The organism is Alloscardovia theropitheci (assembly GCF_004332295.1).
Lineage (GTDB): Bacteria > Actinomycetota > Actinomycetes > Actinomycetales > Bifidobacteriaceae > Alloscardovia > Alloscardovia theropitheci.
The window spans coordinates 349281-366407 of the sequence record NZ_RXLP01000019.1; the positions used below are offsets into that span (position 1 = coordinate 349281).

Consider the following 17127-nt stretch of genomic DNA (forward strand, 5'->3'; position numbering starts at 1 on the left):
AGATGCTTTCGATAATGGATTTTATTAATGATTTGTATAATCCCATTTTGTCCTTTTTGCCGAGGGCGCTGTTGGTAGCAGCTGTGAGTGCAGTTGTCTGTGCAATTGTTGGAACGCATGTAGTGCTACGAGGCATGGCATTTATTGGAGACGCTGTCGCGCATGCAGTTTTTCCGGGGCTAGCTTTCTCCTTTATAACTGGAGGTTCGCTCGTTCTTGGAGGTGCTGTAGCGGGAATCGCTACGGCTATTCTTGTCGCATTACTTTCTCAAAATCGACGGCTTAAAGAAGACTCTGTTATAGGTGTTCTTTTTGTGGGAGCCTTTGCCCTAGGAATAGTAATTATTTCGCGCTCTGCGGGCTATGCTGGTTCTCTTCAAGATTTCCTGTTCGGATCTCTTACAGGCGTTAGTGTTGACGATATTCCGCTTATGCTCATAGGATCTCTCGTAGTTATAAGTATTCTCGCTTTTTTCAATAAAGAGCTAGTCGCAGTATCAATTGACCGTGAAACTGCGCGAGCACTCGGTATACCAGTTCTTTTTGTAGACATCGTTCTCTACGTTTCAGTCGCACTCGCAGTTGTTATTTCCGTGCAAACGATTGGTAATGTTTTAGTTTTGGCACTGCTTGTAGCTCCGGCTGCCACGGCTCGGCTTGTTACTAATCGCATGTCCAGCATGATGACAGTTGCGTCGATTCTCTCGTTGATTTCGAGCTTCGTTGGAATTTATTTATCGTGGGCTTTAGATCTACCTGCTGGAGCGACAATAGTATGTGTATTGACAGTTGTATTCGCAAGTGTATGGTTATGCGCCCCACATCATGGAATTCTTGCGAAATACTTTAGTACGTGGAAAATGCATAAGAATTTGTCTGATTGAGAAAAGAGAAAAAAGAAATGTCTCATACCACATGCGGACATATGATATGAGACATGACAAAGTCGGGTTAGCGGGATTTGAACCCGCGACTTCCTCGTCCCGAACGAGGCGCGCTACCAAACTGCGCTATAACCCGTCAACGCACTCAGAGGTACATTAACGAAAGTTAGTGTACCTCTATCTCGTCATTTTGAACAAATCTCGTGACCGCGAGTCTCATTATGCACACTATGAGCATCATCCTCGCATTGGTCAAATAATTGGTCGGATGAGAGATGGATGAGAACTGTAGAACAAGGGCGCTCATCGGGATACGAATGGGCGAAATACGTGAGAAATAATAAGCGCATAGAGGAAAACAGAGAATTTTTAGGTCGTTTTCAGAGTTTTTTCAGAAAAATAGTTTTTCCTTATATTCAGAAATATTCAGAAATAACGTTGTGAAGAAAATCAAGGAAATAAAAATGGTTGATGAATTATTTAATGAATCTGATAACGAACAAACTCGAAATATCAATTATCCTGATAACAATTACTCTCAGACTGCGTCAAACAATGCGCAAAACTCTCCATCAGCATTTCCATCGGTCTCCGGTGCAACACCGGTAGCTCCGATTTCTCAAAATGGTCAATTTGGGCAAGAACAGGTAGAAAGCGCATCACAGTCAGCTATGCCGTTATTTAGCGAACCGTCTGCATACGCGTCTGCTCCATCTTCTGCTTCACCGTCTGCTTCACCGTCTGCGCAGCCAGCAAGTAATGCTTTTGCTGATCCAGCAAATGCTTCAGGAACACCTGCTGCTGTAACTGCGCAGGGAGCGCAACTGAGTTATCAGTCGATTGAGTCGATTATGAAGAAGAATCGTAGAACGACGTTATGGACAGCAATCGGCGCTACGGTAGTCACAGCCGTACTTATGGGCGGGATTGGATACGCTGGAATTCGCACGGGAGTCATCAGCGTTCCGTCATCAACGAGTTTAAGCTCTATCTCAAGTTCAACAGGGGCAGCAGGAACAACGCAGGTTTCCAATTCGCAAGTAAATTGGACTGCTGTCGCTAAGAAGGTTTCCAACTCCGTCGTTTCAATTCAAGGAACTGTTTCAAACGGCTCAGTTATAGGTTCAGGAGCAATTTTGGATGCTCAGGGCAATATCATCACGAATAATCATGTGGTCAATGGTGCTTCAAACTTGCAGGTGACCACGGCAAATGGCGATATGTATGAGGCGGAAGTCGTGGGGGCGGATGCAACTACGGATTTGGCAGTTATTCGTTTGAAGAATGCGCCAAGTAATCTTGAACCAGTGACATTTGCAAACTCTGATGATTTGGCGGTCGGAGAAGCGGTTATGGCAATTGGTAGCCCATTGGGGTACGAGAATACTGCGACCTCGGGAATTGTTTCGGCGCTTAATCGTCCTGTTTCAGTTGCAAGCGATGACAATGGAAATAACGTTGTAGTTACAAACGCCGTCCAAATTGATGCTTCTATTAATTCTGGAAATTCGGGTGGGCCAACGTTTAACGCACAAGGTCAAATGATTGGTATCAATTCGTCAATTGCTACGGCTCGTACGTCGAATGGTTCGTCAAGCAGTACCGGCTCGATTGGTATTGGTTTTGCAATCCCTGCTAATTTAGCAAAATGGGTGAGTTCCTCAATTATTTCGAATGGTAAGGCGTCGCATGTTTCGCTTGGTGTGACGGTGCAAACTGCCACTACTACTGCAGACGGGGCAACACGTACAGGCGCTCAGGTGCAATCGGTGACAACAGGCTCTGCAGCAGCGTCAGCAGGAATACAACGTGGAGATACGATAGTTGCATACGATAATCATGCTGTTACATCGACAGTTTCGTTGCTGGGATATGTACGCGCAACGCAGAGCGGGAGCAAAGTAACGGTAACCGTGGTGCGTGATGGGAAAGTTTTGAACCTTTCAGTAAATATGAATCATGAAGAATCTGTTAACGTTACACCTCGTTCCAATAATGATCAGAATTCGGGGCGGGGTAATGATGACGAGAACAATGAGGGTAATTCAAACGGCGGCTCGGAAAATCCTTACCAGGAATTCTTCGGAAGAAATAATTAGTTGCGAGAAATTGTTCACGCGTCAAAGGGCGTTTTTAGAAATATAAGATAATTGTGAAAAGGGATTATGGTGCGCTTCTATTCGAGACTTTTGCAGCGCACCATTTTCCTATGCTTTTGGAGATAGGACTATTTGCATATATGTAAGAGATACCAACGCTGACTGTTAATATGTCGTGTATCTTGCGTGCGTGCGGTTTGGTGTTTTTTGGTGTGCGACACGCGGGTGGTTGTGGTGGTGGGTGTTTTGGTGTATTGTTTTTATTCGCTGCCTGATACGGCATGGCTTCCTGGTTGGGGGTTTGTGTTGGTTTGTGTTGTGGTGGTTTGAGAACTCAAGAGCGTGTTTTGTACTACTTTTTTATGTTTTGATAATGCCAGTGGATACTCGCTAGGATACTGTTGTGTGTTTTAGTACTGTGATGGTTTGATGAGTGTCCGTTTTTTTTGTGCGTTTTTTAACGTTGATTTTATTTTTTTGATGAGTCTGTTTATCGACTTTTTCATGAAGTTTTTTGTGGAGGGTTTGATTCTGGCTCAGGACGAACGCTGGCGGCGTGCTTAACACATGCAAGTCGAACGGGATCCAATGAAGCTTGCTTTGTTGGTGAGAGTGGCGAACGGGTGAGTAACGCGTGATTAACCTGCCGTGTAGTGGGGAATAGCTCCTGGAAACGGGTGGTAATGCCCTATGTTCCGCATTGTCGCATGATGGTGTGGGAAAGCTTTATGTGCTATACGATGGGATCGCGTCCTATCAGCTTGTTGGTGGGGTAGTGGCCTACCAAGGCTTCGACGGGTAGCCGGCCTGAGAGGGCGACCGGCCACATTGGGACTGAGATACGGCCCAGACTCCTACGGGAGGCAGCAGTGGGGAATATTGCACAATGGGGGAAACCCTGATGCAGCGACGCCGCGTGCGGGATGACGGCCTTCGGGTTGTAAACCGCTTTTAATTGGGAGCAAGCGCAAGTGAGTGTACCTTTTGAATAAGCACCGGCTAACTACGTGCCAGCAGCCGCGGTAATACGTAGGGTGCAAGCGTTGTCCGGAATTATTGGGCGTAAAGAGCTCGTAGGCGGTTTGTCGCGTCTGGTGTGAAAGTCCATCGCTTAACGGTGGATCTGCGCTGGGTACGGGCAGGCTAGAGTGTAGTAGGGGAGACTGGAATTCCCGGTGTAACGGTGGAATGTGTAGATATCGGGAAGAACACCAATGGCGAAGGCAGGTCTCTGGGCTATTACTGACGCTGAGGAGCGAAAGCGTGGGGAGCGAACAGGATTAGATACCCTGGTAGTCCACGCCGTAAACGGTGGATGCTGGATGTGGGGCCCATTCCACGGGTTCTGTGTCGGAGCTAACGCGTTAAGCATCCCGCCTGGGGAGTACGGCCGCAAGGCTAAAACTCAAAGAAATTGACGGGGGCCCGCACAAGCGGCGGAGCATGCGGATTAATTCGATGCAACGCGAAGAACCTTACCAAGACTTGACATATCAGCGACAGGCTTAGAGATAGGTCCTCCCTTCGGGGCGCTGTTACAGGTGGTGCATGGTCGTCGTCAGCTCGTGTCGTGAGATGTTGGGTTAAGTCCCGCAACGAGCGCAACCCTTGTCTTGTGTTGCCAGCACGTTATGGTGGGAACTCACAAGAGACCGCCGGGGTTAACTCGGAGGAAGGTGGGGATGACGTCAGATCATCATGCCCCTTACGTCTTGGGCTTCACGCATGCTACAATGGCCGGTACAGCGAGGTGCGATGCGGTGACGCGGAGCGGATCTCTTAAAACCGGTCTCAGTTCGGATTGGAGCCTGCAACTCGGCTCCATGAAGGTGGAGTCGCTAGTAATCGCAGATCAGCAACGCTGCGGTGAATGCGTTCCCGGGCCTTGTACACACCGCCCGTCAAGTCATGAAAGTGGGCAACACCCGAAGCCGGTGGCCTAACCATTTTGTGGGGGGAGCCGTCTAAGGTGAGGTTCGCGATTGGGACTAAGTCGTAACAAGGTAGCCGTACCGGAAGGTGCGGCTGGATCACCTCCTTTCTACGGAGATTTTGAAGGCTCACGGTTTGTGGGTTGTTTTGTGGTAATCCTTTTGTTGTCCTGGAGTACTGGGATGGGGGTTACTCTGGTGTGGAAGTTATCAGGCTTAGAGTGGTATGGGATATGCTTTTGGGTCCCCAGATTGCTACGGCTTCTGGCTTGGCCTGCTGCTACTGTTTGCATGCGTTGTTTGTGTGTGGGTGGTGGTGGTGTGGTGTGGTGGTTTGAGAACTGGATAGTGGACGCGAGCAAATAAGCTTTTGCTTGTTTGTTGTAATTGAACTGAACTCTTTTTGAGTTGTGGTTCGATCGTTTTGTGATCATTTTAGTGTGATGATTTGTTGTCTAGGAATTGTATCGGTAGGTTTCTTGCTTAGTGTTTTTTGCTGGTAAGGGCTTAGGGTGGATGCCTTGGCACATGGGAGCGATGAAAGACGTGGTAGGCTGCGATAAGCCTCGGGGAGTTGTCAAACGAGCTGTGATCCGAGGGTTTCTGAATGAGGGAACTCACCTCATATGAATGTGGGGTACCCAAGTAAATTGGGGGCGTACGTAGGGAAGTGAAACATCTCAGTACCTACAGGAAAAGATATTCCGTGAGTAGTGGCGAGCGAAAGCGGATCAGACCAAACCGTGCGTGTGTGATACTTGTCAGGGGTTGCGCGTGTGGTGTTGTGGGATGGCTTGTACTGGTTCTGACAGGCTGGTGAAGAGTGATAAAATGACGTGTGAGCTGAACAGGATTGAATGCCTGGCTGGAGAGGGTGATGGCCCCGTAGGTGAAAGCGCGTTGTCTCTTTATGGTTATTCCCAAGTAGCACGATACTCGAGGAATTTCGTGTGAATCTGCCCAGACCGTTGGGTAAGTCTAAATATATCCATGTGACCGATAGTGAACGAGTACCGTGAGGGAAAGGTGAAAAGTAGTCCGGGAGGACAGTGAAATAGTTTCTGAAACCGTGAGCTTACAATCCGTCGGAGCCTTGAGGGGTGACGGCGTGCCTATCGAAAAATGAGTCTGCGAGTTAGTGGTATGTAGCGAGGTTAACCCGTGTGGGGGATCCGTAGCGAAAGCGAGTTTTAAAAGGCGTTTAGTTGCATGCCCTAGACCCGAAGCGGGATGATCTATCCTTGAGCAGGTTGAAGCAGGGGTAAGACCTTGTGGAGGACCGAACGCACCTAGGTTGAAAACTGGGGCGATGACTTGTGGATAGGGGTGAAAGGCCAATCAAATTCCGTGATAGCTGGTTCTCTCCGAAATGCATTTAGGTGCAGCGTCAGGTTATAGTTTCCAGGGGGTAGAGCTACTGGATGCTTGCGGGCCCGTATGGGGTACCAATAGCAGCCAAACTCCGAATACCTGTGAAGTGTTTACTGGCAGTGAGTCAGCGGGGGATAAGCTTCGTTGTCGAAAGGGAAACAGCCCAGATCGTCGTCTAAGGTCCCTAAGCGTGTGCTAAGTGGGAAAGGATGTGGAGTCGCATAGACAGCCAGGAGGTTGGCTTAGAAGCAGCCATCCTTGAAAGAGTGCGTAACAGCTCACTGGTCTAGTGGTTCCGCGCCGACAATGTAGCGGGGCTCAAGCACACCACCGAAGACGCGGCAATCAACTTTTGTTGGTTGGGTAGGAGAGCGTCCCCTATTGGGGTGAAGCAGGAGTGGAAACTTTTGTGGACTATAGGGGAGTGAGAATGCAGACATGAGTAACGAAAGACGGGTTAAAATCCCGTCCGCTGGATGACTAAGGGTTCCAGGGCCACGTTCATCGTCCCTGGGTGAGTCGGGTCCTAAGGCGAGGCCGACAGGCGTAGTCGAATGGATGAAGGAGTTGATATTCTCCTACCAGTGTGTAGTCGTCAAATCCGAGGCTTACTATACTAACCTCTAATTTTCTTGATCTTTGCTTTCGGGTGGAGTGATGGTTTGTTATTGGGACCAGAGTTTGTAGTAGGACAGCACAGGAGTGACGCATCGTGATAGCCGACATGTCAGGTGGTTTTGGCATGGTAAGCACGCAGCCTGGTTGATAGGTAAATCCGTTGACCGTGTATGGTGAGGTGTGATGCGCATTAACGTTGGTTAGTGTTTTGGTGATTCTTGGTGTCAAGAAAATCTTCGGTGTGAGAGTACATACTGCCCGTACCCTAAACCGACACAGGTGGTCAGGTAGAGTATACCAAAGCGATCGAGCGAATCCTGGTCAAGGAACTCGGCAAATTACTCCCGTGCCTTCGGTATAAGGGAGACCCTTGATGGTGAAGCCACTTAGCTGGTGGAGCTGTTGGGGGTGGCACAGACCAGGGGGTAGCGACTGTTTACCAAAAACACAGGTGCATGCGAAGACGTAAGTCGCTGTATATGCACTGACGCCTGCCCGGTGCCGGAAGGTTAAGAGGATCCATTAACCCTTGGGTGAAGTGGTGAATTTAAGCCCCGGTAAACGGCGGTGGTAACTATAACCATCCTAAGGTAGCGAAATTCCTTGTCGGGTAAGTTCCGACCTGCACGAATGGCGTAACGACTTCCCCACTGTCTCGACCAGGAGCTCGGTGAAATTGCAGTACGAGTAAAGATGCTCGTTAAGCGCAGAAGGACGAAAAGACCCCGGGACCTTTACTATATCTTGGTATTGGCATTCGGTGTGGATTGTGTAGTATAGGCGGGAGACTGTGAAGCATGGGCGCTAGCTTGTGTGGAGTCGGCAAGTGAAATACCGTTCTGTTTATATTGGATGTCTAACCTCGACCAGTTATCCTGGTCAGGGACAGTGCCTGGTGGGTAGTTTAACTGGGGCGGTTGCCTCCTAAAGAGTAACGGAGGCGCTCAAAGGTTCCCTCAGCCCGGTTGGTAATCGGGTGTTGAGTGTAATTGCACAAGGGAGCTTGACTGTGAGACTGACGGGTCGAGCAGGGACGAAAGTCGGAAATAGTGATCCGGTGCCGGCGTACGGACGCGGCATCGCTCAACGGATAAAAGGTACCCCGGGGATAACAGGCTGATCATTCCCAAGAGTCCATATCGACGGGATGGTTTGGCACCTCGATGTCGGCTCGTCGCATCCTGGGGCTGGAGCAGGTCCCAAGGGTTCGGCTGTTCGCCGATTAAAGCGGCACGCGAGCTGGGTTCAGAACGTCGTGAGACAGTTTGGTCTCTATCCTCTGCGCTCGTTGGAATTTTGAGGAGTCCTGCCCATAGTACGAGAGGACCTGGGTGGACGAACCTCTGGTATGCCAGTTGTCACGCCAGTGGCATGGCTGGTTAGCTACGTTCGGAAGGGATAACCGCTGAAAGCATCTAAGCGGGAAGCCCTCTCCAAGATGAGAATTCCTGACACTCCTTGTGAGTGTGTGAGACTCCTTATAGATGATGAGGTTGATAGGCCAGGTGTGGAAGCATGGTAACGTGTGGAGCTGACTGGTACTAAGAGTCGAAGGTAATTAACACTCCACACACTAGTGTGTGTGGGCTGATACTCTTCCTAAGGTAACATTGAACACTAAGTGTCCTTAACGATTTTTTCGCGTCTACTAGCCGGTCCCCAACCCGCCACAGGGTTTGCGTGTATGGTTGTATCCGAATAATTTAAGATTTGTGGTGGCCTTGGCCTAGGGGTTACGCCCAGTCTCCATTTCGAACCTGGTAGCTAAGACCTAGCACGGTGATGGTACTGCACTCGATAGGGTGTGGGAGAGTAACACGCCGCCACACTAACACTTCAAGGGTGGTCACAACAGTGACCACCCATTTTTTTTATTTTCGTTTTTCGTGATTGAAACAGGACACAAACCACCACACACGCAATCTCACAAGTCGAGAGCATAATCAGGGAATATACGGGAGAATTCAGCGTGGAATTCTTATAGACTTTATGATTATGAGAACTTTAGGAAACATATTATGGATAATTCTTGGCGGTGCTAGTATTGCAGCTTCGTGGTTTTTTGTTGGGCTTGTTCTGTGTATAACAATTATCGGGATCCCACTAGGATTGCAGTGCTTTAAAATGGGATGGCTTACACTTATGCCCTTTGGACAGACTGTAACCTATGGTGGCAGCTTCTTATCTATGTTAGGTAATGTGATCTGGGCAGTTACTGTAGGTTGGATATTGGCTGTTCTTTACCTTTTCGCTGGGCTTCTCAATTGCATTACCATAATTGGTATCCCTTTTGGTATTCAATCATTCAAAATGATGAAATTAGCGTTCGCGCCATTCGGTGCTACCGTCACACCAAATTACTATTAAGCTTTTAATTACATGCTTGATGTATTGAATTATAAAGCAGCAAGGCCTAGAGCTGAATTCACTTCTGAAACGATTGCTTTCATAGCTTCACTTGCAGCTTGCGGTTCCCCCATCAGAATTGCATGTGCAACTTGCTCGTGGGACTTTAACGCTTTCTCATCAGGCTTTTGAGGAAACATATTTATTTCTACGCGTCCGCGTAAAACAGTTTCAACCATCCCAGAGAGATCTGCAAAAAGAGGATTACCACTATGTTTAAGCATGAGCGTATGGAATTGTATATCTAGCTGATGGAACTGGGCTATTTTGCCTTCTTTAGCTGCTTTAACCATCTCGATTCCAGTTGCGGAAATATGGGTACGTTCTTGGATAGAGGCTCGCTGAGCACAACCGGCAGCAGCTGCAGGCTCAATAGCTAGTCTTAATTCAGTTAGAGCCCTTAGTTCATCCTCTCGGTAAGGCGAGTACAGTTTCCACGCAATAACACGTGTGCTCATATCGTCCCATAAATCTGGTGCACAAGCAATTACACCAGTTCCTCGCTGGAACTGTACACATCTCAACGATGAGAGCAGTCGAGTCGCCTCACGGGCGACAGTTCGAGAAATATCAAATTGAGCTTGGATATCTTCCAGTTTCTTGCTATAGCCGGGTAACCACTGGCCATCTAGAATTTCGTGAGCAAGAGAATCGGCGACTGAGACATGCAGAGGCTCTTTAGAATTAGATATCTCCAATGGTGCTTCTTCAGACATGCAAACCTCCACAAATAACCTTATCAACTTATCGTATCAAGAAGTATGACACTCGAAATACTACAAATTATGCAAAGACTCTCAGCTACTTGACAGAGAGTCTCAGCAGAGATAGTATAAAATCATTGTCGATACCAAAGGGGTTATAATGGCAAATCACATAGTAGTTATGGGAGTCGCTGGATGCGGCAAATCCACTGTTGTTGAAGCAATCAGAGATCAGCTTGGATATACACTTGCTGAGGGTGATGATTTCCATCCACAAGCGAATATAGACAAAATGTCAGCTGGAATTCCTCTAACAGACGAGGACCGTTGGCCATGGCTTGATGTTATCAACAAGTGGATGATTGCTCGAGAAAGTCTAGACGAAAATACAGTTGTATCAAGCTCTGCATTAAAACGGTCATATCGTGAAGCCCTTTCGAAGGATTTGAATGTTTACTTCCTTCATCTCGATGGTTCACAAGAGCTGATTCAAGCTCGCTTATCGGCGCGAAAGAATCACTTTATGCCTGCTTCGTTGCTTCCAAGTCAATTCGCAATATTAGAGCCACTTGGAGATGATGAAAATGGCGAGGTCATTTCGATTGAGGGAACAATAGAAGATGTTGTAGCACGCTCAATTGAAGCAGTAAAAGCATACGAACTTCGTGAACAAAGCGCAAAGTAGCGTAAGAAAATACATTGGAGTAAAAAATGTCTCAATTAATCATTGCAGCAATATTAGGTATTGCACTTATCGTTGTTCTTATTGCTGTGGTTAAAGTACATCCATTCCTTTCTTTGATGATTGGATCAGCAATAACAGCAGTTATTGCAGGCGTGCCATACGACCAGAGCTTGACTAGCTTTACCACAGGTGTGGGAAGCACCGTTTCTGGCGTGGGACTGTTAATTGCTCTTGGTGGCATAATTGGTATTCTATTGACCCGTTCAGGTGGCGCCGACGTTATCGTTGACACTATCTTGGAAAAAGCTCCACACAATAAACTTGCGTGGGCAATGGCTATGAGTGCATTCATAGTCGGCATTCCACTCTTCTTTGAGGTTGGTGTTGTTATACTTATACCAATTATTTTGCTCGTTGCACGACGCGCTAAAATGCCTGTAATCGCATTAGGTATTCCTGCATTAGCTGGTTTGTCTGCTTTGCATGCATTTGTTCCACCTCATCCTGGGCCGCTTGTCGCAATTGATGCTTTACATGCAAACCTAGGACTTACCTTGGGACTTGGTTTACTTATCGCAATTCCAACCGTCATCATATCTGGCCCACTATTGGCAAAGTGGATGGTCAAGCTTGTGCCTATCATGGCGCCAGAAGAAGATACAGTAAAATCTAGCGAAAAAGCTGAGAGCCGTCCAAGCTTTATTGAGGCTGTAAGCGTTATTATTCTTCCAGTGGTCTTGATGCTTGCTGCAAGCGTAGTTGATGTACTTGGACAGACAAAGACTGCTGTAGGTCGTGCAATTGTATGGATCGGTAGCCCACTAGAAGCATTAACAATTACTACAATCTTTGCGATGATTCTTTTCGCAGTTCGTGCAAAATGGTCACGTGATACCTTGAATTCTCTTGTGGGAATGTCCTTCTCATCAATCGCAAGCATTCTTCTTATTGTTGCTGCTGGTGGTGGTTTCAAGCAAACACTTGTCGATTCCGGAATTGGCAAAGTCATAGCAAGCGGAATCGTCCAGGCAAATCTAAATCCTTTGCTTGCGGGATGGCTCGTAGCTGTTCTTATTCGCTTAGCAACCGGATCAGCAACGGTAGCGACTGTTACAGCATCCGGTATCATAGCTCCATTGGCGGCTAATTTAAATCCAGTGCAACTTGCATTGTTAGTTCTTGCTATCGGTGCTGGGTCTATCTTCCTATCTCACGTTAACGATGCCGGATTCTGGCTCGTGAAGGAATATTTCGGAATGACTGTCGGTCAGACATTTAAGACCTGGTCATTAATGGAGACGGCATTGTCGGTAGTTGGTTTAGCAATCGTCATGCTTGTATCCGCAATCGTCCCAATCTTTATGTAACAACGTAACGGTTCATACAGAATAAGGAGATAACAGAATGAAACTTGGTGTTATTGGATTAGGTCGTATGGGCGGCAACATGGTCAAGCGCTTACGTGCAGGTGGTCATGAAGTTGTGGGGTTTGATGTCAATCCAGAATCTGAACGTGACGTCGAGTCAATGGAACAGCTAGTTGATAAGCTCGAAACTCCACGCATCGTGTGGGTAATGGTACCCGCTGGAAATCCTACAGATACTACTATCGACACACTCGAAAATCTTCTCGAAGATGGCGATTTAGTTATTGATGGTGGTAACACGCGATATACAGATGATCATCGCCATGCTGACTCTTTGGCTGCCAAAGGAATTCATTTCATGGATGTTGGAGTCTCAGGCGGAGTATGGGGAGCATCTCGAGGATATGCGCTCATGGTTGGTGGTAGTGAAGAAGACTACAACCGTGCATTGCCAATCTTTGAAACGCTTAAGCCAGAAGGTGCTGATGGTTTAGTGCTCGCAGGACCAGTCGGTGGTGGGCATTTCGCCAAAATGGTACACAATGGCATCGAATACGGAATGATGCAAGCTTTTGGCGAAGGTTTTGAAACCATGATGCGTTCAGAGCTCATTGATAACCCCGCAGAAGTAATGACCTCGTGGCGTGAAGGCTCGGTTGTACAATCATGGCTCCTGGATCTCTTCGCACGCGCTGCACACGATGACCCAACATTAAGAAATATGCCTCCAGTAGCAAACGAATCTGGTGAGGCAAAATGGATGGTTGAAGCAGCACTAGAGCTTGGTGTGCCAACGCCAGCAACGGCTTCAGCTTTGTGGGCTCGCCAGACCTCTCGTGGTGGTGGTGACGATACACTTCGAGTAGTGTCATCACTTCGAGCACAATTTGGCGGACACGTAACTCAACAGTAGGAAAGAAGCAGTAAAAATAAAACATAAATACTAACAGCGCATAAGCGATACAGGTGGGCGAGAGTATAGACTTTCGCCCACCTTGTGTATGTGGGAAAGTGTAAACAGACATATACGCGGTATGAGAGTAATGTCACATGTGATGTACATCAATATGTATGAGCTTGTAAAGCGGTTACTGCTATTCGATAATTGTTATAGAACCTTTCACAGACGAAGGGTGGACACGAAAGTAGAATAATATGGGCATCACAGAAGATAACTCAAACCAGCGCAAGACAGTGCCAGCAAGCGTAGCGATGCTTCGAGTTCTTGAATCCTGGGGCGTTAAACATATTTACGGTTATCCAGGCGGTTCGTTTAATTCAACAATGGCAGCGTTAGATACTGAAAAAGAAAATATTCAATATATTCAGGTGCGGCATGAGCAAGTCGCGGCGCTCGCGGCATCCGCGGACGCGAAGTTAACCGGACATGTACAAGTATGCTTTGGGTCTGCAGGACCTGGAGCGACGAATTTGTTGACAGGTTTATATGATGCACGTGAAGATCATGCTCCTGTCGTTGCTCTCATTGGGCAAGTTCCGACGACGAATATGAATTATGACTATTTCCAAGAATTCGCAGAAAATCCAATGTTCGAGGATGTAGCGGTATATAACAGAACTGTTATGACAGCGGAAAGCTTGCCGTACGTCGTTGATAAAGCAGTGCGTGAAGCATATAAGCACAAGGGCGTAGCAGTTGTAGTTATTCCAAATAACTTTGGATACGTTCATATTCCTGATACCGGGTATTCCAGTTCTTCTCCAACTGACCGAAAACCTGCACCACTTCCACATGCAACAACTGAAGAAGTTCTTGAAGTTATCAATCTCATTAAGTCTGCAAAAAGACCAATTATTCATGTTGGTCGCGGCATTCAATCGGGCGGTGAGAAACTTGTAGAGCTATCACGCAGATTGAGCATCCCGCTAGTTCTCACTGGGCTTGCAAAAGGATTAATTCCGGATGAGTATGAAGCAAACTTAGGATATGCCAATAGAGCGGCATCAAAGGCAGCTGATGAAGCATTTGCTACGGCAGATTTGGTCATCGCATTAGGATCGAACTTCCCATTCGCAAATCTTGTATATCGCACCCATGAATTTAAATTCGTCCAAATTGATGTCGATTCCGCGCGATTTGGTTCTCATCATTTCCTGGACTATGGAGTATGGTCTGATGCAACAATTTTTGTCGAGAAAGCTCTTGAATTACTTGATAATGGTGCTGTATCTGAAACAGAGCCTACTGCTTTCTACCGAGCATGCGTTGCTGCGAATAAAAATTGGCGCGAATATCTTGACAAGATGACGAATAAGCCTTCTGACCCGCTAGAATTCGAAGCGGTATATAAGGAGATTAACAGAGTCGCGAAAGACGATGCAATATTCTCGATTGATGTAGGCGATAATATTATCAATTCCTTCCGATACCTGAATCTAACACCAGCAAATAAATGGACAATTTCTGCACTATTCGCATCGATGGGATATGGCTTGCCTGGGGCAATTGCCGCTTCTTTAAGTTTCCCAGAACGTCAGATTTTCCATATCGCTGGTGATGGTGCTTACTCCATGGTCATGCAAGATTTGATTACGCAAAAGAAGTATGGGTTACCGGTAATTAATGTCATTACGGCCAACGCCTCCTTGAATTTCATCAAGTCAGAGCAAGATGATTTGCCAATCCCGCAGCATTCAGGAATTTATCTTGAAGATCAAGATTTCGCTATGATTGCGCAAGGAATGGGTGTTGAATCTATAACGGTGACGTCATCGCAAGAATTGCCGGCAGCTTTCGATAGGGCTATAGAAGTTACTCAGTCTGGGCGCCCGTTCTTAATTGATGCAAAGATTACTGATAAACGAGGACTGCCTGTTGAAGAGCTCGAATTCCACGTGGAAAACGGTAAATTTGTAGAAACAATTAACGAGAACTATAACGCCAATGGCACATTGCATCATCCACAAAGTTTGGAAGAATTCTTTGCATCATATGACGGTGAAGAATTGAAGCCGATGACATACTACTTTGAACAGGAAGGTGTCAGTGCTGTCTAGAACGAACGCTATCTAGAACGAACGCTATCTAGAACGAGCAAGGAAGAATCTATATCATCAGAAATCATAAAGCAAGGGTGGGTAAGCATACTAAATTCTTACCCACCCTTGCTTTATCTCATAATATGTTTGTATAACTATTATTCAATAATTTTCAAGATGCCGCGTTCGTTGTACGTCATGAAAATTATGCCACCTGCAAGTAACAGGCCGGCGGCAACGAGAGCTGTTAAACGATATCCGAGACCAGCTGAGCCGATAAGAGAAATTGACGTAAAGAGAAGCATTGCTAGAGACTGTCCAAGTTTCATACTGAAAGTACGCGCAGCATAGAACATTCCCTCACGTTTCTCAGAAGTTACTATGGAATCAGCTTGCGCGATATCAGCTAATACTGCTTGTGGGAGGATTCCTAAAATTGCTAATGGCGCTGCAGATAAAGTCACCATGACCAAAGCCCAAACCATTCTAGGAATTCCAAATTGTCCCGAAATGGATGTCAATACAAAACCAATAACGAAAATTATAAAAGCTATAGATACGAGCGGTTTCTTGCCAATTTTTTTCGCAAGAATGTTGACTGCTGGATAGAACAGGAACGACAAAACAGTCATGCCTGCAAAAAAGACGAAAGTCATAGAATCGTTGAATCCCATGAGCTCAGTTATATAGAACGGCATTCCCGTTTGGAAAATAGTTAATCCAATCCAGTACAAGACGTCAGAAGCAATAAAAATTTGGAACTGATGATTTTTAAATGTTTTTCCTAAACTTTCCCACACGTTACTGCTCGATGGTTCCATATGAGCGTAAGTTTTCTCGTCAATAGTAAAAGTTGGAACTAACATACAAACGATAGCGATGATGCTTAAAATGCCAATTGTAATCCTAAAGTTCGTTACGTAACCCCAGTTTTGAGGCAACAGTGAAGCAATATTAGGAACAAGATACGCAAATGCGGTTCCAACGAAAAATGTTGTAGAAATCGCTGTCGAAACGTTAATACGTAATTCTTGCGTGCTACCTAGCTCGGGAATAAGCGCATTGTATGGTGTGCAATAACATGTCATGCAGAAATAAAAAGCCACAACGAGAACAAAAAGAACAATATTGTTGATAACTGACTCGCTATTAATAGGTGAAATGAAGACTAAAGTCGTGACCAAGCCGAAAGGAATGGCAGCCCAACGCATAAAAGGCATGCGTCTTCCGCGCGGATGTCTTGAAGCGTCTGATTTTGCGCCGATCCATGGGTCGAGAAATGCGTCAATGAGACGCCCGCTAGCAGTAATGAGTCCAATAACAGTCAGTCCCAAAACGATAGCACCTTGGGTGATAAAGAGTGGCACACCTCTCGAAATAAGAACGTCACTTGGTTGATAGAAATAGACAAGCCAGTTACTGATAACTCCAGATAGAATCGACCATCCGAGTTGTCCGACTGCAAACAACCACAGGATTGCGGATGTAGCTTTTCGAGGCGACGGTGGAATTGCGGTTGATTGTGTGTTGCTTTCTCCGCGTAAAGAACGTTGAGCAGTTTGCTGGGATAATGAATCCGTCGGTGAGGAAGTGATCGACATGAGGTACTCCTTTTGTACTCAAAATTGATAGCTCGACTATGAGACTCAAATAAATGATAATAGAAAAAATATGAATGCGTAAATTAGGTGGGGAAACAAGGCGGGGAAACAAAGCGGAGAAACAAAGCGGGGGAGACTGGCGTATAACGGCAAGGCTCAACTCATAAGTAAAGAATGACAGGGTGTGAGGGGGTTTAGAGGGGCGGTGGTTTGGTGTTTTTTGTGTGCGACACGCGGGTGGTTGTGGTGGTGGGTGTTTTGGTGTATTGTTTTTATTCGCTGCCTGATACGGCATGGCTTCCTGGTTGGGGGTTTGTGTTGGTTTGTGTTGTGGTGGTTTGAGAACTCAAGAGCGTGTTTTGTACTACTTTTTTATGTTTTGATAATGCCAGTGGATACTCGCTAGGATACTGTTGTGTGTTTTAGTACTGTGATGGTTTGATGAGTGTCCGTTTTTTTTG

Annotated in this window: 9 protein-coding genes, 1 tRNA gene and 3 rRNA genes; 10 read left to right on the forward strand and 3 right to left on the reverse strand. The window is 46.5% G+C overall.

Features of this window, described 5'->3' with window-relative positions; translation table 11 throughout:
- Positions 1–2: 2 nt before the first annotated feature.
- Positions 3–884, forward strand: a complete 882-nt coding sequence (locus EJ419_RS04950) for an anchored repeat-type ABC transporter permease subunit (RefSeq protein WP_131284169.1) — start codon at positions 3–5, stop codon at positions 882–884.
- A gap of 62 nt (positions 885–946) precedes the next feature.
- Here EJ419_RS04950 and EJ419_RS04955 read toward each other — a convergent pair.
- Positions 947–1020: transfer RNA gene (locus tag EJ419_RS04955), tRNA-Pro, on the reverse strand.
- A 328-nt stretch (positions 1021–1348) separates the two neighbouring features.
- Between EJ419_RS04955 and EJ419_RS04960 the strand changes: the two genes are divergently transcribed.
- From EJ419_RS04960 to EJ419_RS04980, 5 genes are all read left to right on the forward strand, one after another.
- On the forward strand, positions 1349–2983 hold the full coding sequence (locus EJ419_RS04960; RefSeq protein ID WP_131284171.1) for a S1C family serine protease: 1635 nt from the start codon (positions 1349–1351) through the stop codon (positions 2981–2983).
- A gap of 513 nt (positions 2984–3496) precedes the next feature.
- Positions 3497–5024 (forward strand): 16S ribosomal RNA (locus tag EJ419_RS04965).
- A 379-nt stretch (positions 5025–5403) separates the two neighbouring features.
- Positions 5404–8467: ribosomal RNA gene (locus EJ419_RS04970) — 23S ribosomal RNA — on the forward strand.
- 147 nt (positions 8468–8614) lie between these two features.
- Positions 8615–8732: ribosomal RNA gene (gene rrf, locus EJ419_RS04975) — 5S ribosomal RNA — on the forward strand.
- Together the 16S, 23S and 5S rRNA genes form the textbook arrangement of a ribosomal RNA operon.
- 166 nt (positions 8733–8898) lie before the next feature.
- Complete coding sequence (locus EJ419_RS04980; RefSeq protein ID WP_131284173.1) at positions 8899–9270, forward strand: YccF domain-containing protein; 372 nt, start codon at positions 8899–8901, stop codon at positions 9268–9270.
- Between the two features lie 29 nt (positions 9271–9299).
- On the opposite strand, the gene EJ419_RS04985 is transcribed toward EJ419_RS04980, so the two are convergent.
- Entirely contained in the window at positions 9300–10025 is a 726-nt protein-coding gene (locus tag EJ419_RS04985) for a FadR/GntR family transcriptional regulator (RefSeq protein ID WP_131284175.1), read from the reverse strand.
- A gap of 148 nt (positions 10026–10173) precedes the next feature.
- Between EJ419_RS04985 and EJ419_RS04990 the strand changes: the two genes are divergently transcribed.
- The 4 genes from EJ419_RS04990 (at position 10174) to spxB (ending at position 15083) form a co-directional block, all read left to right on the forward strand.
- Positions 10174–10698: a gluconokinase gene (locus EJ419_RS04990; protein ID WP_131284177.1), complete on the forward strand. Its 525-nt coding sequence runs from the start codon at positions 10174–10176 to the stop codon at positions 10696–10698.
- A gap of 26 nt (positions 10699–10724) precedes the next feature.
- Positions 10725–12065, forward strand: a complete 1341-nt coding sequence (locus EJ419_RS04995; protein WP_131284179.1) for a GntP family permease — start codon at positions 10725–10727, stop codon at positions 12063–12065.
- A gap of 37 nt (positions 12066–12102) precedes the next feature.
- Positions 12103–12978, forward strand: coding sequence for a phosphogluconate dehydrogenase (NAD(+)-dependent, decarboxylating) (gene gnd, locus EJ419_RS05000; protein ID WP_131284181.1), 876 nt, complete (start codon positions 12103–12105; stop codon positions 12976–12978).
- A gap of 242 nt (positions 12979–13220) precedes the next feature.
- Entirely contained in the window at positions 13221–15083 is a 1863-nt protein-coding gene (gene spxB / locus EJ419_RS05005) for a pyruvate oxidase (protein ID WP_131284183.1), read from the forward strand.
- A 140-nt stretch (positions 15084–15223) separates the two neighbouring features.
- On the opposite strand, the gene EJ419_RS05010 is transcribed toward spxB, so the two are convergent.
- Positions 15224–16666 carry an MFS transporter gene (locus tag EJ419_RS05010; protein ID WP_131284185.1) on the reverse strand — a complete coding sequence of 481 codons (1443 nt, stop codon included), beginning with the start codon at positions 16664–16666 and terminating at the stop codon, positions 15224–15226.
- Positions 16667–17127 lie beyond the last annotated feature (461 nt).